The organism is Falsiroseomonas selenitidurans (genome assembly GCF_012103215.1).
Classification (GTDB): Bacteria; Pseudomonadota; Alphaproteobacteria; order Acetobacterales; family Acetobacteraceae; genus Falsiroseomonas; species Falsiroseomonas selenitidurans.
On record NZ_JAAVNE010000008.1, the window covers coordinates 94912 to 117309 of the forward strand.

Here is a 22398-nt window from a genome sequence, read left to right on the forward strand (position 1 = left end):
GCGGATGCGACGCTGCCGGTGTTGCAGCAGGGAGTGGATGACCATGTCAGCGGGGGCCAACATCATCACCTGGCTGTCTACACAACGCGCCTCGATGATCGAGGTGCTGCGCGAGATGGTCGACACCGATGGCGGGAGCTATGACAAGGAAGGCGTCGACAGGGTCGGCGCGCAGGTGGTGCGCTTCATGGCGCAGCATGGCATCCCCGTCGAAATCCTGCCGCAGCAGAAGCACGGCGACTGCATCCGCGCCATGCTGCCCGACGAGACCGGCCCCGGCGCCGGCACGGGCGGTGGCAATGCCCGGCAGAACATCCTGCTGATGGGCCATCGCGACACCGTCTTCCCGAAGGGCGAGCCGACGCGCCGCCCCTTCACCATCGAGGGTGACCGCGCCTTCGGCCCCGGCGTCGCCGACATGAAGGCGGGCCTGGTGATGAACATGTTCGTCCTGGCCGCCTTCCATAAATTCGGCGGCGCGCCCGGCCCGCTGGTGGCGCTGTTCACCGGCGACGAGGAGATCGGCTCCCCCGAAGGTCGCCCGGTGATCGAGGCGGAGGCGAAGGCCGCGCGGGTGGTCTTCAATTCGGAGCCTGGCCGGCCGACGGGCGGCATCGTCACCGGCCGCAAGGGCGGCGTGTTTTCCGTCTTCGACATCGAGGGCAAGGCGGCCCATTCCGGCGGCAATTTCGAAGCCGGCATCAGCGCCATCGGCGAGCTGGCGGCGAAGGTCACCGCGATCCACGCGCTGACCGACCTGCAGCGCGGCATCACGCTGAATGTCGGCCTGGTGACCGGCGGGCAGAGCGTCAACACGGTGGCCCCGCACGCCCAGGGCCAGATCGACCTGCGCTACGTGGAACCCGCGGACCGCGAGGAGGTGATGGCGAAGATCCACGCCATCATCGACCGCTCCTTCATCCCCGGCACCCGCGCGAAGCTGACCATCAAGGGCGAGTTCCTGCCGCTGACGCAAAACCCGGAATCGGCGGCACTGTTCGCCACCTACCGCGAGGCCGCCCGCGAATCCGGCTTCGACCCCAGCGGCGAATTCTCCGGCGGCTGCGCCGACAGCGGCTTCACCGCGGCCATGGGCGCGCCCACGCTCTGCGCCGTCGGCCCGGTCGGCGGCCGCGCCCATACGCCGGAGGAATACCTGGAACTCGACAGCCTGGTGCCGCGCGCGCAGACGGTGGCGCGCGCCATCCTGAAGCTCGGCCCGGCCTGACACCCCGCGGTTGCCGGCGGAACGATCCGCCGGCATGATCCCCGCCCCGAAGTCCGGGGAGGGACCGCCCGATGCGCCTGCCGCTTGCCGCCCTGCTGCTGGGCGGCCCCATCCTGCTGGCCGGCTGCGCCGAAAAGGCGCCGCCGCAATCGGCGCAGGCCGCCGCCGTGCAGGCCCTGCCGCCCGGGCGGCTGACCCGCCCGGCCTCGCTGGAGCAGCGCCGGCGGATGGTGGTGGATATCTATGCCAGCCACCCCACCGATGCGCTCTCGGCCGAGGAGATGGCGCTGTACCGCCTGCTGATGGCGCATCGCGCCGCGCATGGCCTGCCGCCGGTGCCGCTCTCCCGCGCCCTCAGCATCACCGCGGCGCGCCACGCAGTGGACACGGTGGAGAATCTGGGCGGCTTCCATGTGGGGGAGCCGGGCGAAAGCCGCGCCCATGCCTGGTCCTACATGCCCTACGATGGCCGCAACCCCGCCACCTGGCCCGGCATGTGGGAAGCCCCTGGCCGCCTCGGCACCGGCTACCTGCCCGCCGCCTATGAGATCTCCACCGGCATCACCGGCCCCGGCAACCCGCCGATGACCCCGGCCATCGCCATGCAGTCCTGGCGCGCCAGCCCGGCGCATGAGGATGTCATCCTCAACCGCGGCCAGTGGTCGCCCGCCCGGCTGCACTGGCGCGCCGTGGGCATCGGCCTGTATCGCGGCGTGGCGCATGTCTGGTGGGGGGCGGAGCCCGACCCCTCCGGCCAGGATGCCAGCCGCCCGACCATGGCCGGGCTCTGATCGCCGCGCTGACGCGCGAGGCTAGAGCCGTTGCACCGCCAGCGAAGATGGTGAAACGGCTCCAGCTCATTGTTACGACGCATTTTCCGAGTCGCCTTGCGAAGCCGCAAGGCTTGGAAATTCTTTAGGATTCGATCGGCTGCCAGCCTTCCAGCAGCCGCCATTGGCCGCGGGTGAAGACGAAGCGGTTGCCGCCGCCCTCGCCGGGCTGGTCCTCCGCCCGGCTGATCGGCACGGCCTTCAGGTGGCACAGCAGCAGCGCGCCGACGCCGCCATGCGCCACCACCGCGACCTCCCCCGGCGGGGCTGCCGCCTCCACCGCGCGCAGCGCCGCGACGATGCGCGCCTGCGCATCCACCGCACGCTCCCACCCCCGCACCGAGTCCGTGGGGCGGGCGAAGAAGGCATCCGCCGTCGCCTCGAACTCCGTCTTCGGCAGGTAGCCCGTCGCGCTGCGGTCATTCTCCCCCAGCGCCGGATGCTCCGCGACCGCCAGCCCCCGATGCCCGGCCAGCAGCGCCGCCAGGTCCAGCGCCTTGCGCTCCGCACTGCTGAACACGCTGGCCACCCCCGCCACCCAGGGGTGCGCCAGCATCGCCCGTCCCCGCGCCAGGCCGCGCGGCGACAAGCCCCACTGCCCGATCGGCACCGAGGGGTCGATCACCACCTCCGGATGGGTGATGAAATGGATCCGTGCCATGACGCCCCAACCCCCGCTACGCCAGCTTTCCGACCCAACCCTACGCTACCACGAGCCAGCAAGGAGCCCCGCGTGACCCGCACCCCACCCCCCGACGCGCCGAAACTGCGCACCATCGCCATGCCGGCGGACGCCAACCCCTCCGGCGACATCTTCGGCGGCTGGCTGATGGGGTTGATGGACCTGGCCGCCGGCAACGCGGCCGGGCGGCGCGGCCGCGGCCGCGTCGCCACCATCGCCGTGGAAGGCATGAAATTCCACCGCCCCGTCCTGGTCGGCGACGAGGTCAGCATCTACGCCGACGTCATCGCCGTCGGCCGCACCTCCATGCGCATCGAGGTGGAAGCCTGGCGCCGCGAACGGTCGGAGGAGGAGATGTGCCTGGTGACCGAGGCCGTCTTCACCTTCGTCGCCATCGACGAGAACCGCAAACCCCGCGCGGTGCCCCCGGCATGAACCGCACCCACCGCATCCGCTGGTCCGAATGCGACCCCTATGGCCACATGAACCACGCGGCCTACCTGACCCTTTTCGAGGACCTGCGCGTCGCCCACTGGGCGCACCTCACCGGCCAGCCCATCGCCGCCACCCGCCCCGGCCCCGTCATCGCCCAACTTGAAATCCGCTACCTGCGCCCCGTCACCTTCGACGACACGGTGGACCTCACCTGCCAGGTCTCCAGCTTCCGGAACACCTCCTACGTCCAGGACTACACCCTGTCGAAGGACGGCACCCCCTGCTGCACCGCCCGCGCCATCTGCGTCGTCACCCGCCAGGACACCGGCGCCAAGGTGCCACTGACCGACGCCTGGCGGCAGGCCCTGGTGGCGGAAGGCGCCGTGGCGGGGTGACAGGGAGGGTGTGCTGGTTGTCTGCAGGGAGGGCTCCGCCCTCCCCGCACCCTTCCCGCCAAAGGGCGGCGGCCCTTTGGAAACCCATGAGACTTGAGCAGGCGAGGAGAGGGGGCCGGAGCGACCGCCTGATCGGCGGAACCGCTGGCCCCCTCTCCTCGCCGGCTCAAAGGTCCTCGCGGTCCAGGGGGCCGCGCCCCCTGGTGGGGGGTGCAGGGGGGCAAAGCCCGCCCTGCGAATCACCCAGCGCCGCCGCCCCCGGTCACCGCCGCCAGGGCCGCCTCTGCCACAGGCCCTGCAGCGTGGCGTGGTCGGCGCGCATCATGTTGCGGTAGTCCTGGCCGATGAGGGGGCGCAGCGGCAGGCCGGTGCGTTCGGCATCGGCGATCAGGGCGGGGTCGGCGAGGGCGTCGCGGAAGGCGGCTTCCAGGCGCAGGCGGATTTCCTCCGGCAGGCCGGGTGGCGCGCCGATGCCGCGGGCGGAGCCGCCGAGGACGTCGTAGCCCTGTTCCTTGAAGGTGGGCACCTGGCTGGTGGGGGCCCAGCGTGCCGGGCCGCCCTGGGCCAGGCAGCGGATGCGGCCTTCGCGCAGCAGCGGCAGGCCTTCGCTCATGTTGAAGCTGCCGACGGGCAGGCTGCCGCCGAGCACGTCGCGCTGCACCGGGGCGGTGCCGGCATAGGGCACGTGCAGCAGGCGCACGCCGGCCACTTCCTCGAAGTTAAGCTGCAGCATGTGGTCGTCGGAGCCGATGCCGGCGGTGCCGACGCCGATGCCCTCCGGGTCGCGCTTCGCGGCTTCCTTCAGGTCGTCCAGCGTGCGCCAGGGGCTGTCGGCGCGCACCCAGAAGCCGCCCGGGTCGTCCACCACATTGGCGATGTAGGTGAAGTCTTCCGGCCGGTAGCGCGGGCGGCGTTCCACGGCCACGGCGTGCATGGCGGTGTTGGTGAGGGCGCCCAGCGTGTAGCCATCGGGCGCGGCGTTGAACAGGGCCTCGAACCCCAGCTGGCCGGCGGCCCCGGGGCGGTTGACGATGGCGAAGCGGGCGCCCGGCAGGCGCGGCGTGACGAAGTGGACCACCGGGCGAACCATGTTGTCCACGCCGCCGCCGGGCGGGAAGGGGACGATGACCTCGATGGCGCGGTCAGCCGGCCAGGCGGCCTGGGCGATGCGGGGGGCGGCCAGCGCGGCGACGGTGGCGGCGCCCAGCAGGGCGCGGCGGGTGGTCATCTCGGGTCCTCCCATGGACGTTGGGGGGAGCATGGACTCGGCGCATCGACGACACAAGTCCTTGAACCGGCTGCACAAATCGTTCTGCGGTGCGGAACGGCGCGGCACAGGCAAAGCCAATGGGCTTCATCGGCAGCGCGTCTTGGCGGCATGGTGCGGCGGCGCGCCAGGATGCGGGCAAGGCAGGAGAAACTGACATGACCCGTCGCACCGCGTTCCTGGCCATCCTGGTTGCCCTGGCGGCCGGCCCCGCCCTGGCGCAGACGCCCTTCCCCTGCCGGCTCGGCCAGGCGGGCAAGGACAGCTTCCTGGTGGCGGAGGCGTTCGCCCTGGTGATCCTGGAGGAGCCGCCGGAGGCGGCGCGCAGCGAGTACCGGGTGCTGGTGCGCAACCCGCACCCCTGGCCGGCCGCCGTGCTGGCCGGCATCGACCTGCCGGGGCTGGTGGAGGCGCCGGCGGAGCCGATGGTGATCCCGGCGCGGGAGGCGGCGGAGGTCAGCATCGGCTGGTTCCCGCACGACATGTCCCGCGGCCGCATGGCGCCGCCGCGGCTGGAGGCGGTGCGGGCACGGATGACGTTTCCGCTCTGCCAGGTGTTCCAGCCGGCGGTCGGGGCGGTGCCGTCAGCCCGCCGCGCGGTCCCGGCGCGTGGCTTCCAGGTCGTCCGCGATGAAGCCGCGGATGATCTCCGCCAGGGATTCTGAGCGGACGAAGCCCAGCCCCGGGGCACGGGTGGCGGCGAAGGCGGCGGGCCAGCCATCGACGATCGCCGCGACCTCCGCATCCGGCACGGGGCGGGCCAGGGCGCGGGTTTCCGCCCCGGCCACCTCCTCCAGCGCCGCCAGCATCTCCCCGATGCTGGCGGAAAGGCCCGGCGGGTTGATGCCGCGGTCGCGGCCCAGCGCCGCGCTGTCCATCGCCGCCGCATGGGCCAGCCAGTCCACGGCGCGGCGGGGGGAGCAGATCCACAGGCGAAAACCCTCCGCCACCGGATAGGTGCCGGGCAGGCCCAGCAGCGGTTCTCGGATGATGGCGGAGACGAAGGAGGAGGCGGCGCGGTTCGGCCGCCCGGGGCGCACCATCACCGTCGGCAGGCGGATGGAGACGGCGTCGAGGAAGCCGCGCCGGCTGGCATCGGCCAGCAGCAACTCGCCGATCGCCTTCTGCGCGCCGTAGGAATTGGTGGGCAGCTGCCGCGCATCGTCCGGCACCATCGCCTGCTGGCCACCGTCGAAGGAGGCGACGGAGGAGGTGAAGACCACGCGCGGCGGGGCGGGCAGGGTGCGGCAGGTGTCGATCAGCGCCTGGGTGCCGGCGATGTTCACCCGGATGCCGAGGTCGTAATCGGCTTCCGCCGCGGCGCTGACCACCGCGGCCAGGTGCACGACAAGGCCGGTGCCCGCCGGAATCGCCCCGGCCAGTGCGGCGCGGTCCGCCACGTCGCCGCCCAGGCAGCGCAGCGGGAAGGGGGTGTCGAGCGGCGCCGGGGCGTGCAGGTCGAACAGGGTCATGCCGGTGATGGGCGTGCCGCCCACGGCGCCGTCCCGCGCCAGGCGCGCTGCCAGCCGCCGCCCGAGGAACCCGCCGCCGCCCAGGATCGTGACCTGCATCTTCCGCCCCCCGATTCGCCACCCCACCATGCCGCCGGGACGGGGCGGCGCCAAGGCGGCAGGGCCGCCCGCGATTGCGGCGCGGCGCGGCGCGCGCCACTCTCCGCCGCATGATCCCCGACCGCCCCTATCGCCTGCTGCTCAATCGCCGCCACGGCACGCCCGGCGTGGTGGTGCTGCCGGATTCCGGCTTCCGCCGCACCCGCGCCGAGATCGAGGGCTGGCCCGGCTATGCGCCGACGCCGCTGCACGACCTGCCCGAGGTGGCGGCCGCGGCGCGGCTGGCGGAGGTGGCGTACAAGGACGAGGCCGGCCGCTTCGGCCTGGGCAGCTTCAAGGCGCTGGGTGGCGCCTATGCGGTGGCGCGGCTGCTGGTGGGCGAACTCGCCCGGCGCGGCGTGGCCAATGCGGCGACGACGACGGAGCTGGAGGAAGGTGCGCACCGGGATGCCCTGCGCGCCATCACCGTGACCTGCGCCACGGATGGCAACCATGGTCGTTCCGTCGCCTGGGGCGCGCAGCGCTTCGGCGCGCGCTGCGTCATCTTCGTGCATGAGACGGTCAGCCAGGGCCGGCGGGACGCCATCGCCCGCTACGGCGCGGAAATCCGCGTGGTGCCCGGCAATTACGACGATGCGGTGCGGGAAGCGGCGCGGCTGGCCGCGGCGGAAGGCTGGTTCGTCGTCTCCGACACCTCCTATGAGGGCTACACCGAGGTGCCGCGGGACGTGATGCAGGGCTACCGCCTGATGGCGGAGGAAGCGGCGGCGCAGATGGCCGGGCGGGTGCCGACCCATGCCTTCATCCAGGCCGGCGTCGGCGGCGTGGCGGCGGCGGTCTCCATCCAGCTGCGCGCCCGCTTCGGCGCCGGCGTGAAGCTGGTGGTGGTGGAGCCGGAGCGCGCCGCCTGCCTGCTGGCCAGCGCCGAGGCCGGGGAAGCCGTGGCGGTGGAAGGCGAGCTCGACACGCTGATGGCGGGCCTGGCCTGCGGCGAGCCCAGCCTGCTGGCGTGGCAGGAGCTGGAGCGCGGCGCCTTCGCCTTCATGGCTGTCTCCGATGCCAGCGCGGTGGATGCGATGCGCCTGCTGGCGCGGCGGCAGCCGGGGCTTGTGGCCGGGGAAAGCGCGGTGGCAGGGCTGGCGGCGCTGCTGCTGGTGGCACGCGACCCGATGACCCGCGCCATGCTGGGGCTGGAGGCGGAAAGCCGCGTGCTGCTGTTCGGCACGGAGGGGGCCACCGATCCGGAACTCTACGAGAGGTTGATCGCCGGGGACGATTGACCGCGGGTTGCTGCAACGCAACAAGCCGGGAACCCGGGCTGGCCTGTGGCGCTGGCCTGGAAACCTTCCGGAGCCTTCGTCATGAATCGTCGCGATCTTCTCGCCACCGGTGCCGCCCTTCTCTCGGGGGGCCTCGCCGCCCCGGCCCTGGCCCAGGGCGGCTGGCCGAACCAGCCGATCCGGCTGGTGGTGCCCTTCTCGGCCGGCGGTCCGACCGACATCCCCGCCCGCCTGTTCGCGGAACAGATGGCGCCTTCCCTGCCGCAGCGGGTGATCGTGGAGAACCGGACCGGCGCCGGCGTGCTGGTGGGGACGGAGGTGGTCGCCAAGGCCAATGACGGCCACACCTTCCTCTATACCACCGTGGCCCATGCGGCGCTGCGCGCGCTGTTCCAGCGGCTGCCCTTCGACCCCATCGGCGACTTCATGCCGGTGGCGCTGGTCGGCGTGATCCCGCTGGTGGTGACGGTGGGCAAGGATTTCGCGGCGCGCGACCTGGCCGGGCTGCAGGCGGCGCTGAAGGCGGATCCGGGCGGGCTGTCCTATGCCTCCTCCGGCAATGGCGGGGCGCTGCACCTGGCGACCGAGTTGCTGCTGCGGGCGCTGGACGGGCGGGCGCTGCACGTGCCCTACCGCGGCACCGCGGCGGCGATGCCGGATGTGCTGAACGGCACCATCCCGCTGATCGTGGACGTCGCGACCAGCGCGCTGCCCTATGCGCAGCGGGGCGAGACCCGGGCGCTGGCGATCATGGGCAACCAGCGCCTGCCGCAGCTGCCGGCGGTGCCGACCACGGCGGAGGCAGGCTATCCGGGGCTGGAGGCCTATACCTGGCACATGGTGCTGGCGCCGAAGGGCACGCCGCAGCCGGTGATCCAGACGATGAACCAGGCGCTGATGCGCGCCGCCGCCCTGCCCGCGGTGCAGAGCCGGCTTTCCGACCTGGCGATGCGCCTGGTCACCGACAGCACCCCCGAATCCGCCACCGCCTGGCTGGCGGCGGAGACGCAGAAATGGACCGCGGTGATCCGCGAGGCCAACATCACCGTCAACTGAGCGGCGCGGCCCCCGCCCCGCCAAGGGGCGGGGGCCGTCCACCCCCCTGCGCGTAACCACCCGGCACCGGAACCTGTTGACGCCGGCGCCCGAACGCCCCCCAAACTGGACCCGTCCAGGAAAGCAACGGGCGGGACCCATCGCCCGTGGGGGAGAGCATCGCGATGACGAAGACATGGTCGATCGGCCGTCGGGGCCTGCTGGCCGCCGGCGGCGCTGGCCTGGCCGCGCCCGGCCTGCTGGTGCGCCCGGCCTCGGCCCAGGCCGCCTGGCCGGCGCAGCCGGTGCGGATGGTGGTGCCGTTCGCTGCCGGCGGCCCGACGGACGTGCCGGCCCGCCTGCTGGCGGAGGAGATGTCGAAGGTCCTGCCGAACCGCGTCGTGGTGGAAAACCGCACCGGGTCGGGCGTCGTCATCGGCACGGACGTGGTGGCGAAGGGGCCGCAGGATGGCTCGATGCTGCTGTATTCCACCGTCGCCCATGCGGTGACGCGGGCGATGTTCCCGACCCTGCCCTTCGACCCGATCGCCGATTTCACGCCCTGCGCGCTGGTCGGCCAGGTGCCGGTGATCCTGCTGGTGAACAACGACTTCCCGGCCCGCACCCTGGCCGAGTTCATCGCCGTGCTGCGGGCGAACCCCGGCAAGTACGACTATGCCTCCTCCGGCAATGGCGGCGCGGTGCACCTGGCGACGGAGCTGTTCCTGCACGCCGCCGGCGGGCTGAAGGTGAACCACATCCCCTATCGCGGCTCCTCCGCCGCGCTGCCGGACGTGCTGTCGGGCCGGGTGCCGATGATCTTCGATATCGCCGCCTCCGCGCTGCCCTATGCGCGGTCCGGCCAGCTGCGGGCGCTGGGCATCAGCACCAAGACGCGCTCGCCCCTGGCGCCCACCATCCCGACCATGATCGAGCAGGGGGTGGCGGGCTACGAGGCCTATACCTGGCACATGGTCTTCGCCCGCAGCGGCACGCCGGCACCGGTCATCCAGGCGGTGAACCGGGCGGTGAACGCGGCGGTGAACGTCCCCGCCGTGAAGGACCGCCTGCTGGGCTTCGCCATGCAGGTGGTCAGCGACAGCACGCCCGACTCCGCCGCCGCCTACCTCCGCAGCGAGATCGGGGTGTGGGAGCCGCTGGTGCGCGCCGCCGGCATCCGGGCGAGCTGAAGCGGGCTCAGGCGCCGGGGTCGGGCAACCACCCCTCCGGCGCCGCCTCATCCTCCGCCGCCAGCGGGTCGCGCGGCAGCACGCGGTGGCGCAGCACCAGGCGGGCCAGATGCAGCCGGCGCGGATCCTCCAGCCGCGCCGCCTCCCACGCCATCGCGGCGGCGGAGGCCAGGTGGTACAGGGCGGAGGCCGCCTGCCGCGCCAGGGCGGGCTCGTCCATCGCGCGCTCAGCCAGCGCCACCGCCCGCCCCAGCGCCGCCGGGGCTTCCGGCAGCGCGTCGCCATTGCCCAGCAATCCCTCCACATGCCGCCGCAGCACCGGCAGCGCGGCCTCGCGCTTCGCCGCCCGCAGCACGTCGAGCGCCACGATGTTGCTGGTTCCCTCCCAGATGCTCCCCAGATGCGCGTCGCGCAGCAGGCGGGCATCGGACCATTCCTCGATGTAGCCGCAGCCGCCGCGCACCTCCATCGCATCGCCCGTGACGCGCCGCGCATCGCGGCAGGCGCGGAACTTGATCAGCGGCGTCAGGATCCGCAGCAGCGGGTAGGCGCCTTCCTCGCCCAGATCGGCGCGGCGCAGCGCCTCCGCGGTCTGGAACATCAGGCTGCGCGCCTGCTCCATCGGCAGCAGCATTTTTGCCAATTGCCGGCGCATCAGCGGCATCTCCACCAGCCTGCGGCCGAAGGCGCTGCGGCGATGCGCCACATACAGCGCCTCCGTCACCGCGCGGCGCATCAGGCCGGCGGCACGCACGCCGTTGGACAGGCGGGAGTTGTTCACCATGTCCGCCATCTGCCGGAAGCCGGCGGCCGGATCGCCCACCAGGAAGGCCGTGGCGCCCTCCAGCCGGATCTCGCCACTGGCCATGGACCGGGTGCCGAGCTTCGGCTTCAGCCGCAGGATGCGGTAGGCGTTCGGCGTGCCATCCGGCAGCACCCGCGGCAGCAGGAACAGCGAGACGCCGGCCAGCCCCGGCCCGGCCCCCTCCCGCCGCGCCAGCACCATGGCGAGGCCGGCATCGGGGTTGGAGCAGAACCATTTGTCGCCCGCCAGCGCCCAGCTTCCATCCGGCCGCGGCGAGGCCACCACGGCCGTGGCGGCGACATCGCTGCCGGCGCCCTGTTCGGTCATGAACATCGCGCCCTGGAGCAGCGCGTCCATGTCCTGACTGGTCAGCGCCGGCAAATAGCGCGCGACCAGCGCCGGGTCGCCGAAGCGGCGCAGCGTGCGGGCCAGGCTGTCGGTCATGGAGACCGGGCAGCACAGGCCGAATTCCGCCTGCACCAGCAGGTAGGTCAGCAGGTATTTCGCCGCCGGCGGCATTGGCGCCGGCCAGCCCAGCACGCCACCGCGATGCGACAGCGCCGCCAGCCCATGCGCGCCGAAGGCGATGCGCTCCATCTCGCGGTAGGCCGGGTGGACCTCGATGTGCTGGCGGTCGTCGCCGCGGCGGTCGCGGCTGTGCAGCACCGGCGGGTTGCGGTCGGCGGTCGCCGCCAGCTCATCCAGCCGGCCGCCCGCCAGGGCGCCCAGACGGTCCAGATGCGGCGTCAAATGCGCCAGCAGATCCGCCGGGAGGTAGAGCCCCGCCAGCCGCGCGAGGTCCGGGTCGGCGCGCCACAGGTTCAGCCCGCGGCTGTCCGGCACCGCATCGGCGCCCATGGTCTGTGGCATCGTGTTCCGCCAACCCCGTTCCGTCCCGCCGCGACCCTGGCAAGCGGCGCGGCGGGGATCAAGGCGCGCCGTTCGCCGTCCAGCCGCCATCCACCGCCAGCACCGCGCCATTGACGCTGGCGGCGGCGGGGGAGGCGAGGAAGCAGGCCATGGCGGCCACCTCCGCCGGCTGCACCAGGCGGCGCTGCGGGCTGCGGCGCATCAGCGCCTCCCCATCCAGGCGGCCGCGGGCGATCAGGTCGTTGATCAGCCAGGTTTCCACATAGCCGGGCGCGATGGCGTTCACCCGCACCCCGGCCGGGCCGAATTCGCAGGCCAGCGCGCGGGCCAGGTTGGCGACGCCGCCCTTGGTGGCGGCATAGGCGGCACGGTCCGCCCCGCCCACGGCGTGGAACAGGCTGGCGGTGAACAGGATCAGCCCATGGCCCTGCGGCAGCATCCGCCGCGCCGCCGCCTGGGCGGTCAGGAAGGCCCCGGTCAGGTTCACCTCCACCGTCTGGCGCCATTCCGCCTCGGTCAGTTCGGTGGTCGGCTTGTTCATGGAAAAGCCGGCATTGGCGTGCGCCACGTCCACCCCGCCCCAGGCCGCATCCATGGCGGCGAAGGCGGCCTCCACATCGGCGGCCACGGCGACGCTGCCCTGGCGGCAGAGCCAGCCCTCCGGCGCCTCCGGCACCGCGTCCCGGTCCAGCACGCAGATCCGTGCGCCGTTCGCGGCGAAGGCGTCCGCCACGGCGCGGCCGATGCCGCGGGCGGCGCCGGTGACCAGCACGCGGGTGCCGGGGGGCGGGGTGGGGCTCAGCATCTCGGACAAGCCTTCAGGGTCCCAAGCGCGGAATGGGCGGGGCCACGGCGGCCTCTGCCGGGGCGATCACCACCTGGCGCAGCCCGCCGCCGGTCGGCGCCGGCTGCCACTGGCACAGCATCGGCCGGGCCCGCATGTTCTGCCCGCGCTCATCGAAGCGCGCGCCCCAGCCGCAGGCCGTGCTGCCCTCGGCGATGTCGGTTGCCAGCACGGCGGCACGGATGCGGTCCCGATCCGTGCCGCCGGCGCGACCCAGCGCATCGAGGAAGATCCGCGCGCCGCAGAAATGCGCCAGGCTGAGGCCCGAGCGCGGCTCCGCCCCATAGCGGCGCAGATAGGCCTCGGCGAAGGCGCGGGCGCCAGGGGCGACGCGCTCATTCACCGCGAAGGGGGTCCAGTCCGCGCTCATCGTCCCGGTCAGGTCCAGCCCGATGCTGCGCGCGGTTTCCGCCAGCCCGTAGCCGGCAGCGGTGCCGATCACCATGCGCGGCCACCAGCCGCCGTCACGCATGGCACGGAACAGCAGGATCTCGTCACCCGGGGTGCCGACGTGCAGCACCACCTCCGCCTCCAGCCCGCGCAGGCGTTGCACCAGCCCGGCCAGGTCGGTGGGGCGGGGGGCATAGGTGGCGCGCTGTGCCAGCGTCAGCCCCAGCGCCTGGATCGCCGCTTCCAGCGCCCCGCCCACGGCCTGCGGCCCGACTGAATCCTCCTGCGCCACGGCCAGGCGCAGCGCCGCCGGCGGCCGGTCCCGCGCCACCGCCAGCACCGCCACCCCCTGCAGCGCGGTGGCGGCGAATTCGGCGGCGCGTGGGGCGGAGCGGAAGACCCAGCGGAAACCGCGCTCCATCACCGCATCGCCGATGGCGCCGAGCTCGAAATACGGCACGCCCGCCAGCTCCGCCACCTGGGTGGCGGGCAGGGCCAGGGCGGTGCTGAAACTGCCGAAGATCGCCGCGACACGCTCCGCCCCCTGGGTCAGGCGCCGGGCCTCCGCGGCGGCGGCGGCCTCGTCCGGCGCATCGGCGCGCACCAGGCGGAGCGGGCGGCCGAAGACGCCGCCGGCGGCGTTCACCTGCTCCACCGCCAGTTCCACGCCGCGGAACCCCTCGTCGCCGAACAGTGCCACCGGCCCGGTCAGCGGGAACAGCGCGCCAAGGCGCAATTCCGGCCCCTGCGGCGGGGCGGCGGGGGCCTCCGCCGGTGCCTGGGCGCGGGCGGGCGCCGGCAGCGTGGCGGCCGCAAGGCCCATGCCTGCCAGCCCGCCCAATGCCCGGCGGCGGATCCCCTGCATGCCGATGATGCCCTCCGCGCGTTCCGTCGGGGGTTTTTCCCATGCCGGGCGCGGGGCGCCAAGCCCGCGGCCTGCCCGCCGGCCGGCTTGATACGCCTCGCCCTTGACGTGCCGCGTCGGGGCATGGTCCCTCGGCGCGCTGTCCCGAGGAGCCCGCCATGACCGACCTGCCCGCCGAGATGACGCTGATCGACCATGGCCAGGGCGGCGGGCCGGAGGTTCTGGTGCCTGCCCGCGGCCCGGTGCCGACCCCCCGCGCGGATGAGGTGCTGATCCGCACCGCCGCGATCGGCGTGAACCGCCCCGATGTGGCGCAGCGCAGCGGCAGCTACCCGCCGCCGCCCGGCGCCAGCCCCGTGCTCGGCCTGGAATGCGCCGGGGAGGTGGTGGCGGTGGGCGAGGCGGTGACCCGCTGGCGCCTCGGCGATCAGGTCTGCGCCCTGGCCAATGGCGGCGCCTACGCCGAGTTCTGCGCCGCGCCGGAAGCGCAGACGCTGCCCTGGCCGAAGGGCTATGACGCGCTGCGCGCCGCGGCACTGCCGGAGACCTATTTCACCGTCTGGGCCAATGTCTTCGGCCATGGAAGGCTGGCCGCCGGCGAGTCCATCCTGGTCCATGGCGGCACCTCCGGCATCGGCGTCACCGCCATCCAGCTCGCCAAGGCGTTCGGCGCCACGGTCTACGCCACGGCCGGCAGCGCTGCGAAGGTGGCGGCCTGCCTGGAGCTCGGCGCCGATGCGGCGATCGACTACCGGGCGGAGGATTTCCAGGCGCGCATCAAGGCGCTCACCGGCGGCAAGGGGGTGGATGTGGTGCTCGACATGGTCGGCGCGCCCTATTTCACGCAGAACATCCGCAGCCTGAAGCTGGATGGCCGCCTGGTGATGATCGCCTTCCTGGCGGGGCACGAGGCCGAGAAGGTGGACCTGCGCCCCATCATGGTGAAGCGCCTGACTGTCACCGGCAGCACCATGCGGCCGCGGAGCACGGCGCAGAAGGGGGAGATCGCCCGGGCCCTGGAAGCGAAGGTGTGGCCGATGCTGGAAGCCGGCCAGGCCGGGCCGCGCATCTTCCGCAGCTTTCCGCTGGCCGAGGCGGCGGCGGCGCACCGGCTGATGGAAAGCAGCGCGCATATCGGCAAGATCATGCTGGTGGTGTGAACCCCGTGCTGTGGCTGTTCTTCGCCGCGGCCTTCGGGCTGCTGGCGCTGACCGGCTTCCTGCGTGACCGTCGCTGGCGGCGCGCCGGGCAGGGATTGGCGGTGCTGCTGGCGATGGCCGGCACCCTGCTGCTGGCCCGCCGCCCGGGTACTGCCCTGCCACTGCCCGGATTCCGCCCGCGTCCCTGGTACGCGCCGTGATCGCCTGGCGGCGACCGCCCGAATTCCCGGAAACCGCAGGAAAAATGAAATGATTTCAGCGACGATTCGGCCCCAGACTGGGGGCCTTCGCAGGCTCTGAGGACCGACCGATGAACCTCCATCGCCTGCTGCTGCAGCGCCAGGCCAGGGGCTGGCCGGTGCGGGTCGCCGTGATCGGCGCCGGCAAGTTCGGCTCCATGTTCCTGCACCAGGCGCCGCGAACGCCGGGGCTGCATGTGCTGGGCATCGCCGACCTGTCCCTGCCGCGCGCCCGCGCCGCGCTGGCGCGCATCCATTGGGCGCCGGAAGCCGGCGCGGCGCCGGATGCCGCGACCGCCGCGCGCACCGGCGCCACCTGGCTGACCGAGGACAGCCTGGCGCTGATCGAGGACCCGCATGTGGAGGTGGTGGTGGAAGCCACCGGCGACGCCGCCGCCGGCCTGCGGCACGCCCACCACGCCATCCGCCACGGCAAGCATGTGGTGATGGTGAATGTCGAGGCCGATGTGCTGGCCGGCCCCGTGCTGGCGCGGGAGGCCGCGGCGGCCGGCGTGGTCTATTCCATGGCCTATGGCGACCAGCCGGCCCTGGTGGCGGAGCTGGTGGACACCATCCGCGCCGCCGGCTTTGCCGTCGTCGCCGCGGGCAAGGGCACCAAATACCTTCCCGCCTACCACGCCAGCACGCCGGAGACGGTGTGGGACTTCTACGGGCTGACGGCGGACCAGGCAGCGGCGGGCGGCATGAACCCGCGCATGTTCAATTCCTTCCTCGATGGCACCAAATCCGGCATCGAGATGGCGGCGATCGCCAATGCCACCGGCCTGGCGCCGCCGGAGGACGGCCTGGCCTTCCCGCCCGCCGGCACCGGCGACCTGCCCGAGCTGCTGCGGCCGCAGGATGAGGGCGGCATCCTGCCACGCAAGGGCATGGTGGAAGTGGTGTCTTCCCTCCGGCGCGACGGCACCGTGATTCCGGACAATCTCCGCTGGGGCGTCTTCGTGGTGTTCGAGGGCGAGACCGACTATGCGCGGCGCTGCTTCGCCGAATACGGCGTCGCCACCGACCGCGCCGGCCGCTACGCCGCGCTGTGGCGACCCTACCATTTCATCGGGCTGGAACTCGGCGTCTCCGTCGCCTCCGCCGCGCTGCGCGGCGAAGCGACGGGCTGCGCGGAACGCTGGGCGGCGGATTGCGTGGCGGTGGCCAAGCGCGACCTGCGCGTGGGGGAGGTGCTGGACGGCGAGGGCGGGGCCATGGTCTGGGGCCGCTGCATCCCCGCCGCGCGATCCGTCGCGCTGGGCGCGGTGCCGATCGGGCTGGCGCAGGGCGTGGCGCTGGCGCGCGCGGTGCCGGCCGGCGCCCTGCTGACGGAGGCGGACCTCGCGCCGCGCGCGGCGGACGGGGCGGAGGCGCTGGCCCTGCGCGCCGCCATGCGATCGCTGCGCGAAGCCTGAGTGAATAGTTCGATCCATCTGATGAATGCGGGCTTCTCCCGACGCGGCTCCGACGGCTAGGTTGTAAACAAATGCCCATGGCGTCCGCATTCCGGCTGCTTTTCGCGGCCGTCATCCTGTTTGGCGGCGCCTGGCCCATCACCAAGGCCGCTCTGGCGGACGCAACACCGCTGTGGTTCGGCACGGGCCGGTCTGCCCTGGCGGCGCTGGGGGCGGCCATCCTGCTGGCGGCGCTCGGCCGGCTGCGGCTGCCGGCGGCGGAGGATCGCCGTGCCGTCGCCTTCCTCGGCCTGTTCCAGCTCGGGGGCTTCTTCGCGCTGACCCATCTGGCGGTGGCGCTGGTGCCGGCGGGGCGCACCGCGGTGCTGTCCAATGTCGTGACCTACTGGCTGATCCCGCTGTCGGTGCTGGTGCTGGGCGAGAAGGTCTCGCCCACGCGCTGGGCGGCGGCCGGGCTGGGTCTGGCCGGCGCCGGCGTGCTGATCGGCCCCTGGGCGGTGGACTGGTCCGACCATGACGTGCTGCTCGGGCATTTCATGCTGGTGATGGCCGGGCTGCTCTGGACCATTGCCATCATCGCCTCCCGCAAATGGCCGCCGCGCACGCCGATGTTCGACCTGCTGCCCTGGTGCTTCGGCATCGGCGCGCTGATGCTGGCGCCGATCGCCCTGATCGTGGAACCCGAGGGCGGCGTTGGTGCCGGCGGCTGGCCGCATCTGCTGTATATCGGGCTGATCGCCGCGCCGATCGGCACGTGGTGCGTGATCGAGGCCGGCCGCAAGCTGCCCGGCGCCGTCGCCTCGGTCGGCTTCCTGATGGTGCCGGCCTTCGGCGTGCTGGTCTCCACCCTGTGGCTGGGGGAGCCGCTGGGCTGGGACGTGCTGGTGGGCGGCGGTCTGATCTTCGCCTCTGTCGTGATGGCGGCGCGCGGATGAACGTGATGGCGGCGCGCGGATGAACGTGATGGCGGCGCGCGGATGAGGCTCGCGGTCACCACGCTGGGCGAGGGCGCGCCGGTGGTGCTGCTGCACGGGCTGCTCGGCGCCGGGCAGAATTTCGGCACGGTGCAGAAGGCGCTGGCGGCGGAGGGGTTCCGGGTTCTGGCGCTGGATTTGCGCAACCATGGCGCCTCCCCCCACGCCGCCGGGATGGCCTACCCCGACATGGCCGCCGATGTGGCGGAGACGATGGCCGCGGAAGGCGCCTGGCCGGCGGCCGTCATCGGCCATTCCATGGGCGGCAAGGTGGCGATGGCGCTGGCCCTGACGCGGCCGGAGGGCGTTTCGCGGCTGATGGTGGCAGACATCGCCCCGGTCCCGTACCCGGCGCCGCTGTTCAACGCCTATATCGCCGCCATGCGCGGCCTGGATCTGCGCCCGGGCCTGGCGCGGCGGGAAGCCGATGCGGCGCTGGCCCCCGCCATGCCGGCGGCGCCGCTGCGCGCCTTCCTGCTGCAGAACCTGGACTTCGCCCAGGAACCGCCGGCCTGGCGGATCGGGCTGGAGGCGATCGCCGCCGGGATGCCGGCCATCGCCGGCTGGCCGGATCTGCCGGGGCGGTATGAAGGCCCGGTCCTGGTGCTGGCGGGGGAGAGGTCGGACTACATCCAGCCGGGGCATCGGCCGCTGTTCCAGCGCCTGTTCCCGGCCGCCAGGCAGGGCTCGATCCCGGCCGGCCATTGGCTGCACGCGGAAAACCCAACGGCCTTCCTGGCGCAGGTGCGGGGCTTCCTGGCGGCCTGATCCAGGCGGCCTCCCGCCGGCGCCACGCCCCATGCCGCCTGGCGGCCGCCTGCTCGCGGACATGTGTCTGGCGCAGAGCGCGCCGCGCTGCCATCCGCTGGATGCCGGGCGCCCGCGACGCGGGCGGAGCCCGGTCCGCGCCGGTGCTTTCCCGGCTGTCGCAGGACCCCGCCTTTGGGCGCTGGGGCGGCGGCATCGATGCCAATCGGGCCACGGGCGCTTCGCCGACGGGCCGCAGCCAGAAGACAGTCCTTGCCGGCATGATCAGCCATGCACACCGCACAATCTTCGTGCATATCCAGAAGACGGGCGGAACCTCGGTCACCGCCGCCTTCGGCCAGCCGATCAACGCGCCGGACAAGCATCACCGGGCCGACCAGCTGCGGGAGCGCCTCGGGGCGGCGGTGTGGGACAGCTACTTCACCTTCGCCTTCGTCCGGAATCCCTGGGACCGCCTGGTCTCCTGGTGGTCCATGATCGATGCGATGCGACCCCGGCTCGACAGCGGGGCGCCGCTGAACGCCTTCAGCCGCTACGTGCTGCGCAGCGCGCGCAGCTTCGAGGAATTCCTGCTGCACGCGACCGAGGAGATCGTCGAGGAGGGCGGCGCCAAATCCATCACCCGCTGCCAGACCGACTATCTGGTGGATTCGCAGGGCCGGTTGCTGGTGGATTTCGTCGGCCGCTTCGAGACGCTGGAAGCCGATTTCAGCCGCATCGCGGCGCGGCTCCCCCAGCCGCCGGCGCCGCTTCGGCACATGAACCGGAGCCGGCGCTCCGACTACCGGCAATACTATACGCCCCGCCTGGCCGATCTGGTCGCGGCCCGGTTCAGCAAGGATATCGAACGCTTCGGCTATCGCTTCGGGGAAGCTGCCGCGGGGCACGCCCCTCAGGAAAGCCCGGTCTTCGGCCGCGCCTCAGTGAATTCATCCGCCTCGGCATCCGGCCCCGGGCCGGGCGTTCCGTAGTCGAAGCCGGGCACGCCGCCGCCCTGGGTATCCTGGCCCGCCTGGCCCGCGCCCCCCACCACCTGGTCCAGGGCGTCCTCGGGAATCGGCTCGGGCCTGCTGCGCTGGGTCACGTCGATGCTCCTTTCCTGCTGTCTTCGATCTGCACATTTTATCCGATTGCAGACGAGGCAGGAAAGTCACGGGCAGTTCAGGCCTGGCCGAAGCCCAGCCGGATCAGCGTGATCTCAGGCGGCACGCCGAGGCGCACCGGCAGCAGCGAGGTGCCGAGCCCGCCGGAGACCACCAGGTGCCGCCCCTGCTCCACCACATGCCCATAGGCATAGCGGTTGCCGAAGGCGGAGGGGACATAGGGCGAATAGCCGGCCAGCCGCACCTGGCCACCATGGGTGTGGCCGCAGATCGTCAGCGCCACGCGGTCCGGCGGCACGGAGGGGAAGAGGTCCGGCTCGTGGCACAGCAGGATCACCGGGTCGCGGTCCTGTACCCCGCCCAGGGTGCGGTTCAGGTCATTGGCGCCGAGGAAGCGGCCGCCGCCCTCGCTGAAGGCCCAAAGGCTGCCGCTGCCCGCCACCCAGAAGCCGCGGCCGCGGAAGCCGGTCTTCACCGCGGCGTTGTGCAGCACCGAAATGCCGGCATCGGCCAGCACGCGGGCGGTGCGGGGCACGCCGCGGCGCGACCGCTGCACCTGCGGGTCCTCCCACCAATCATGGTTGCCCAGCACCGAATGCACGCCATGCGGCGCGCGCAGCCCCTTCAGCACCGCCGCCGTCTCCGCCACCGGGATGCCGTGCTTCACCAGCGCGCCGCCGCCCATGTAGTCGCCCAGCAGCACCACCAGCTCCGGCCGCAGCGCATTCGCCGCGGCGACGATCTCCGCCACCCGCTGCAGGGGCATCTGCGGCTCGCAGGCATGGATGTCGGCCAGCGCCACGATGCTCAGCGGGTTGCCGCGCGGCCAGCCGGGCGGGTCCAGCCGGTATTCGGCGATGCCCAGCCGGTAGGTGGGCTCGATCCAGAAGCCATACAGCCCGGTCGTCGCCCCCAGCACGGTCAGCCCGCCCAGGGTCGTCAGCAGCGCGCGGCGTGTGGACATGCAGGCTCCCTCGGTTGCGCGATGGCGGAGCGGGCCGATCTGCCGGGGATGCAGCAGATCAAATCGCCCGACCGGCCGCCCGACTGGCTCACCGACCGGGCCGCCACGCTCCGCCACCTCGCCGGATTCGCGGCGCGCATGGGGCCCGATTATGCGCAGGGTCGCAACAGCGACCTCGGCCCGGGCGCGCCCGCCGCCGTCTCCCGCCTCTCGCCCGCCTTGCGCCACCGGCTGGTGACGGAGGCGGAGGTGGTGGGCACGGCGCTGGCCGCGCAGGGGGCGGAGCCGGCCTCGAAATTCATCGAGGAGGTGTTCTGGCGCAGCTACTGGAAGGGCTTTCTCCAACTGCGCCCGGCCCTGTGGGAGGATTACCGGCAGGGCCTGGCGGAGGATCTGGCGCTGGCCGCCCGGGATGCCGGGCTGCGCGCGCGGCTGGCGGCGGCGGAGGCCGGCGCCACCGGCATCGCCGCCTTCGATGCCTGGGCGGCAGAACTGCGCGACCATGGCTGGCTGCACAACCACGCCCGGATGTGGTTCGCCAGCATCTGGGTCTTCACGCTGCGCCTGCCCTGGCGGCTCGGCGCCGACCTGTTCCTGCGCCAGCTGCGGGATGGCGATGCGGCCTCCAACACCCTGTCCTGGCGCTGGGTGGCCGGGCTGCACACGCCGGGCAAGGTCTATGTGGCGCGGGCGGAGAACATCGCCCGCTTCACCGGCGGCCGCTTCAACCCCGCCGGGCAATTGGCGGAGGATGCGGCACCGCCGCCACCCGAGCCGCTGCCGCCGCCGCGCCCGCTGCCGCCGGCCGGGCCACTCGCCGGGCGCCTGCCGCCCGGCCCGCTGGCGCTGCTGCTGCACGAGGACGACCTGCACCCGGAAAGCCTGTTGCCGCCCGGCGTGCGCATCGCCGCCATCGCCGGCCTGGCCTCCCCCCGCGCGCGTTCGCCGCTCGGCTGCGCAGCCCTGGTGGAGCGCCATGTGCAGGCCTGCCTGGCCGATGGCCTGGGCCGCGCCGCGGCGCGGTTCGGCGTGGCGGCGCAGCCATTGGCGGCGGCGGCGGTGCCGGGCTGGGCCGCCGCGCATGGCCTGCCGGTGGTGATGGCGGAGCCGCCCATGGGCTGGAACCCGGCCGCCACGCTGCTGCCCGGCGCCATCCTGCTGCGCCGCGACTGGGACGCGGCCTGCTGGCCGGCGGCGACCCGCGGCTTCTTCGCCTTCAGAGAGCGGATCCCGGCATGGCTCCGGGAACTGGCCCCTTCGCCGCCTTCGGCTTGAGGCTGCCTGCCTTCGCCGCATCCGCCGCGCGCCACAGATACCAGGCGGCGACGGACCGGTAGGGCGCCCAGGCGGCGCCGATCTCGGCGAGTTCCTTCGGCTTCGGCTGTGCCTCCAGCCCGGCCGAGACCCGCCAGCCCTCCCGCACCCCGAAATCGTCGATCGGCAGCACGTCGCGCCGGCCGAGGGTGAAGATCAGCAGCATCTCCACCGTCCAGCGGCCGACGCCGCGGATCGCCACGAGCCGTTCCACCAGCGCCTCGTCCGGCAGCCGCGCGGCGACCCTGGCGCTCGGCACCAGGCCGCCGGCGGCCTTCTCCGCGATGTCGCGGATGGCGGCGACCTTGTTGCCGGAAAGCCCGCAGCCGCGCAGCGCCTCCGCCGGCATCGCCAGCACCTGCGCCGGGGTGGGGAAGGGCATGCCGGGGAACAGCGCCACGAAACGGCCGAGGATCGCCTCCGCCGCGCGGCCATGCACCTGCTGGTGGGCGATGGCGCGGACCAGCGCCTCGTAGGGGTCGCGCAGCGCGGGCACCAGCGTGCAGGGGCCGATGCGGCGGATCACGGCGCGCAGCACCGGGTCCTGCCGCAGGTGACGAAGCGCGGTCGGGCCGGCGAAGGGGCGGGGGGTGGTCATGGGGCCGAGGCTAGCCTGAAGCGGCGCGCGGTGCAGCCATGCGCGATTTTTGAGCGGTCGCTCATGTCAGCCACGCAACCGGCGCCATGCAGAAAAATCGTTGAAAATGAGGGGCGTGAGATTCGTTTCCCTGTGTTTCGCTGCGCTTGCGCAACCCTTTCGGCGTGGGTCCA

The 22398-nt window shown here is 73.1% G+C and carries 23 protein-coding genes; 15 read left to right on the forward strand and 8 right to left on the reverse strand.

Annotation, left to right across the window (positions count from 1 at the left end; translation table 11 throughout):
- Positions 1-43: 43 nt before the first annotated feature.
- Together HEQ75_RS07245 and HEQ75_RS07250 are read left to right on the forward strand one after the other, a co-directional pair.
- Positions 44-1228: a M20 family metallopeptidase gene (locus tag HEQ75_RS07245; RefSeq protein ID WP_168028739.1), complete on the forward strand. Its 1185-nt coding sequence runs from the start codon at positions 44-46 to the stop codon at positions 1226-1228.
- 71 nt (positions 1229-1299) lie between these two features.
- Positions 1300-2019: a CAP domain-containing protein gene (locus HEQ75_RS07250; RefSeq protein ID WP_168028741.1), complete on the forward strand. Its 720-nt coding sequence runs from the start codon at positions 1300-1302 to the stop codon at positions 2017-2019.
- Positions 2020-2143: 124 nt separating this feature from the next.
- On the opposite strand, the gene HEQ75_RS07255 is transcribed toward HEQ75_RS07250, so the two are convergent.
- Complete coding sequence (locus HEQ75_RS07255) at positions 2144-2719, reverse strand: histidine phosphatase family protein (protein WP_168028743.1); 576 nt, start codon at positions 2717-2719, stop codon at positions 2144-2146.
- 120 nt (positions 2720-2839) lie between these two features.
- On the opposite strand from HEQ75_RS07255, the gene HEQ75_RS07260 reads away from it, so the two are divergent.
- Both HEQ75_RS07260 and HEQ75_RS07265 read left to right on the forward strand, forming a co-directional pair.
- Complete coding sequence (locus HEQ75_RS07260) at positions 2840-3175, forward strand: acyl-CoA thioesterase (RefSeq protein WP_235961378.1); 336 nt, start codon at positions 2840-2842, stop codon at positions 3173-3175.
- On the forward strand, positions 3172-3570 hold the full coding sequence (locus tag HEQ75_RS07265) for an acyl-CoA thioesterase (RefSeq protein ID WP_168028747.1): 399 nt from the start codon (positions 3172-3174) through the stop codon (positions 3568-3570). Before HEQ75_RS07260 ends, HEQ75_RS07265 begins: the two co-directional genes overlap by 4 nt.
- Positions 3571-3832: 262 nt before the next feature.
- Here HEQ75_RS07265 and HEQ75_RS07270 read toward each other — a convergent pair whose 3' ends face one another.
- Positions 3833-4798, reverse strand: a complete 966-nt coding sequence (locus HEQ75_RS07270; RefSeq protein ID WP_168028749.1) for a tripartite tricarboxylate transporter substrate binding protein — start codon at positions 4796-4798, stop codon at positions 3833-3835.
- A gap of 197 nt (positions 4799-4995) precedes the next feature.
- Here HEQ75_RS07270 and HEQ75_RS07275 point away from each other — a divergent pair, with 197 nt between their 5' ends.
- On the forward strand, positions 4996-5502 hold the full coding sequence (locus HEQ75_RS07275) for a hypothetical protein (protein WP_168028751.1): 507 nt from the start codon (positions 4996-4998) through the stop codon (positions 5500-5502).
- Here HEQ75_RS07275 and denD read toward each other — a convergent pair.
- Positions 5422-6408 (reverse strand): D-erythronate dehydrogenase, encoded by a 987-nt coding sequence (gene denD, locus HEQ75_RS07280; protein ID WP_168028753.1) that lies wholly within the window; start codon positions 6406-6408, stop codon positions 5422-5424. The genes HEQ75_RS07275 and denD overlap by 81 nt on opposite strands.
- A 110-nt stretch (positions 6409-6518) precedes the next feature.
- On the opposite strand from denD, the gene HEQ75_RS07285 reads away from it, so the two are divergent.
- The 3 genes from HEQ75_RS07285 to HEQ75_RS07295 all read left to right on the forward strand — a co-directional run bounded on the left by HEQ75_RS07285 (position 6519) and on the right by HEQ75_RS07295 (position 9913).
- Positions 6519-7688, forward strand: coding sequence for a diaminopropionate ammonia-lyase (locus HEQ75_RS07285; RefSeq protein WP_168028755.1), 1170 nt, complete (start codon positions 6519-6521; stop codon positions 7686-7688).
- Positions 7689-7769: 81 nt separating this feature from the next.
- Positions 7770-8744: a Bug family tripartite tricarboxylate transporter substrate binding protein gene (locus HEQ75_RS07290; protein WP_168028757.1), complete on the forward strand. Its 975-nt coding sequence runs from the start codon at positions 7770-7772 to the stop codon at positions 8742-8744.
- 164 nt (positions 8745-8908) lie between these two features.
- A complete protein-coding gene (locus HEQ75_RS07295) occupies positions 8909-9913 on the forward strand; it encodes a Bug family tripartite tricarboxylate transporter substrate binding protein (RefSeq protein ID WP_168028759.1) in 1005 nt (334 codons plus the stop codon).
- Positions 9914-9920: 7 nt separating this feature from the next.
- Here the strand turns inward: HEQ75_RS07295 and HEQ75_RS07300 are convergent, their stop codons facing one another.
- From HEQ75_RS07300 to HEQ75_RS07310, 3 genes are read right to left on the reverse strand one after another with little or no spacing between them, the layout of a single operon-like run.
- A complete protein-coding gene (locus HEQ75_RS07300; protein ID WP_168028761.1) occupies positions 9921-11588 on the reverse strand; it encodes an acyl-CoA dehydrogenase family protein in 1668 nt (555 codons plus the stop codon).
- 58 nt (positions 11589-11646) lie between these two features.
- On the reverse strand, positions 11647-12393 hold the full coding sequence (locus HEQ75_RS07305; protein ID WP_168028768.1) for an SDR family NAD(P)-dependent oxidoreductase: 747 nt from the start codon (positions 12391-12393) through the stop codon (positions 11647-11649).
- A gap of 13 nt (positions 12394-12406) precedes the next feature.
- Positions 12407-13687, reverse strand: a complete 1281-nt coding sequence (locus HEQ75_RS07310; RefSeq protein ID WP_168028770.1) for an ABC transporter substrate-binding protein — start codon at positions 13685-13687, stop codon at positions 12407-12409.
- 158 nt (positions 13688-13845) lie between these two features.
- Between HEQ75_RS07310 and HEQ75_RS07315 the strand changes: the two genes are divergently transcribed.
- The 6 genes from HEQ75_RS07315 to HEQ75_RS07340 all read left to right on the forward strand — a co-directional run bounded on the left by HEQ75_RS07315 (position 13846) and on the right by HEQ75_RS07340 (position 19217).
- Positions 13846-14847: an NAD(P)H-quinone oxidoreductase gene (locus HEQ75_RS07315; RefSeq protein ID WP_168028772.1), complete on the forward strand. Its 1002-nt coding sequence runs from the start codon at positions 13846-13848 to the stop codon at positions 14845-14847.
- Positions 14844-15047 carry a hypothetical protein gene (locus HEQ75_RS07320; protein ID WP_168028774.1) on the forward strand — a complete coding sequence of 68 codons (204 nt, stop codon included), beginning with the start codon at positions 14844-14846 and terminating at the stop codon, positions 15045-15047. The genes HEQ75_RS07315 and HEQ75_RS07320 overlap by 4 nt, the downstream gene beginning before the upstream one ends.
- Positions 15048-15157: 110 nt before the next feature.
- The gene (locus tag HEQ75_RS07325) at positions 15158-16504 is read left to right on the forward strand and encodes an NAD(P)H-dependent oxidoreductase (RefSeq protein WP_168028776.1); all 1347 of its coding nucleotides are present in this window, start codon (positions 15158-15160) and stop codon (positions 16502-16504) included.
- A gap of 77 nt (positions 16505-16581) precedes the next feature.
- Positions 16582-17439, forward strand: coding sequence for a DMT family transporter (locus tag HEQ75_RS07330; protein WP_235961370.1), 858 nt, complete (start codon positions 16582-16584; stop codon positions 17437-17439).
- Positions 17440-17481: 42 nt separating this feature from the next.
- Complete coding sequence (locus HEQ75_RS07335; RefSeq protein ID WP_168028780.1) at positions 17482-18246, forward strand: alpha/beta fold hydrolase; 765 nt, start codon at positions 17482-17484, stop codon at positions 18244-18246.
- 260 nt (positions 18247-18506) lie between these two features.
- The gene (locus tag HEQ75_RS07340) at positions 18507-19217 is read left to right on the forward strand and encodes a sulfotransferase family 2 domain-containing protein (protein WP_168028782.1); all 711 of its coding nucleotides are present in this window, start codon (positions 18507-18509) and stop codon (positions 19215-19217) included.
- A gap of 190 nt (positions 19218-19407) precedes the next feature.
- Here the strand turns inward: HEQ75_RS07340 and HEQ75_RS07345 are convergent, their stop codons facing one another.
- The gene (locus HEQ75_RS07345; RefSeq protein ID WP_168028784.1) at positions 19408-20313 is read right to left on the reverse strand and encodes a metallophosphoesterase; all 906 of its coding nucleotides are present in this window, start codon (positions 20311-20313) and stop codon (positions 19408-19410) included.
- A 21-nt stretch (positions 20314-20334) separates the two neighbouring features.
- Between HEQ75_RS07345 and HEQ75_RS07350 the strand changes: the two genes are divergently transcribed.
- A complete protein-coding gene (locus HEQ75_RS07350; protein WP_209318395.1) occupies positions 20335-21588 on the forward strand; it encodes an FAD-binding domain-containing protein in 1254 nt (417 codons plus the stop codon).
- On the opposite strand, the gene HEQ75_RS07355 is transcribed toward HEQ75_RS07350, so the two are convergent.
- On the reverse strand, positions 21530-22225 hold the full coding sequence (locus HEQ75_RS07355) for a DNA-3-methyladenine glycosylase family protein (protein ID WP_168028786.1): 696 nt from the start codon (positions 22223-22225) through the stop codon (positions 21530-21532). The genes HEQ75_RS07350 and HEQ75_RS07355 overlap by 59 nt on opposite strands.
- Between the last annotated feature and the right edge of the window lie 173 nt (positions 22226-22398).

What these genes read in the sequence shown, in the direction of transcription:
- HEQ75_RS07245 (WP_168028739.1), top strand. Translation starts at nt 44, where the DNA reads ATGTCAGCGGGGGCCAACATCATCACCTGGCTGTCTACACAACGCGCC.
- HEQ75_RS07250 (WP_168028741.1), top strand. Translation starts at nt 1,300, where the DNA reads ATGCGCCTGCCGCTTGCCGCCCTGCTGCTGGGCGGCCCCATCCTGCTG.
- HEQ75_RS07255 (WP_168028743.1), bottom strand. Translation starts at nt 2,719, where the DNA reads ATGGCACGGATCCATTTCATCACCCATCCGGAGGTGGTGATCGACCCC.
- HEQ75_RS07260 (WP_235961378.1), top strand. Translation starts at nt 2,840, where the DNA reads ATGCCGGCGGACGCCAACCCCTCCGGCGACATCTTCGGCGGCTGGCTG.
- HEQ75_RS07265 (WP_168028747.1), top strand. Translation starts at nt 3,172, where the DNA reads ATGAACCGCACCCACCGCATCCGCTGGTCCGAATGCGACCCCTATGGC.
- HEQ75_RS07270 (WP_168028749.1), bottom strand. Translation starts at nt 4,798, where the DNA reads ATGACCACCCGCCGCGCCCTGCTGGGCGCCGCCACCGTCGCCGCGCTG.
- HEQ75_RS07275 (WP_168028751.1), top strand. Translation starts at nt 4,996, where the DNA reads ATGACCCGTCGCACCGCGTTCCTGGCCATCCTGGTTGCCCTGGCGGCC.
- denD (WP_168028753.1), bottom strand. Translation starts at nt 6,408, where the DNA reads ATGCAGGTCACGATCCTGGGCGGCGGCGGGTTCCTCGGGCGGCGGCTG.
- HEQ75_RS07285 (WP_168028755.1), top strand. Translation starts at nt 6,519, where the DNA reads ATGATCCCCGACCGCCCCTATCGCCTGCTGCTCAATCGCCGCCACGGC.
- HEQ75_RS07290 (WP_168028757.1), top strand. Translation starts at nt 7,770, where the DNA reads ATGAATCGTCGCGATCTTCTCGCCACCGGTGCCGCCCTTCTCTCGGGG.
- HEQ75_RS07295 (WP_168028759.1), top strand. Translation starts at nt 8,909, where the DNA reads ATGACGAAGACATGGTCGATCGGCCGTCGGGGCCTGCTGGCCGCCGGC.
- HEQ75_RS07300 (WP_168028761.1), bottom strand. Translation starts at nt 11,588, where the DNA reads ATGCCACAGACCATGGGCGCCGATGCGGTGCCGGACAGCCGCGGGCTG.
- HEQ75_RS07305 (WP_168028768.1), bottom strand. Translation starts at nt 12,393, where the DNA reads ATGCTGAGCCCCACCCCGCCCCCCGGCACCCGCGTGCTGGTCACCGGC.
- HEQ75_RS07310 (WP_168028770.1), bottom strand. Translation starts at nt 13,687, where the DNA reads ATGCAGGGGATCCGCCGCCGGGCATTGGGCGGGCTGGCAGGCATGGGC.
- HEQ75_RS07315 (WP_168028772.1), top strand. Translation starts at nt 13,846, where the DNA reads ATGACCGACCTGCCCGCCGAGATGACGCTGATCGACCATGGCCAGGGC.
- HEQ75_RS07325 (WP_168028776.1), top strand. Translation starts at nt 15,158, where the DNA reads ATGAACCTCCATCGCCTGCTGCTGCAGCGCCAGGCCAGGGGCTGGCCG.
- HEQ75_RS07330 (WP_235961370.1), top strand. Translation starts at nt 16,582, where the DNA reads ATGGCGTCCGCATTCCGGCTGCTTTTCGCGGCCGTCATCCTGTTTGGC.
- HEQ75_RS07335 (WP_168028780.1), top strand. Translation starts at nt 17,482, where the DNA reads ATGAGGCTCGCGGTCACCACGCTGGGCGAGGGCGCGCCGGTGGTGCTG.
- HEQ75_RS07340 (WP_168028782.1), top strand. Translation starts at nt 18,507, where the DNA reads ATGATCAGCCATGCACACCGCACAATCTTCGTGCATATCCAGAAGACG.
- HEQ75_RS07345 (WP_168028784.1), bottom strand. Translation starts at nt 20,313, where the DNA reads ATGTCCACACGCCGCGCGCTGCTGACGACCCTGGGCGGGCTGACCGTG.
- HEQ75_RS07350 (WP_209318395.1), top strand. Translation starts at nt 20,335, where the DNA reads ATGGCGGAGCGGGCCGATCTGCCGGGGATGCAGCAGATCAAATCGCCC.
- HEQ75_RS07355 (WP_168028786.1), bottom strand. Translation starts at nt 22,225, where the DNA reads ATGACCACCCCCCGCCCCTTCGCCGGCCCGACCGCGCTTCGTCACCTG.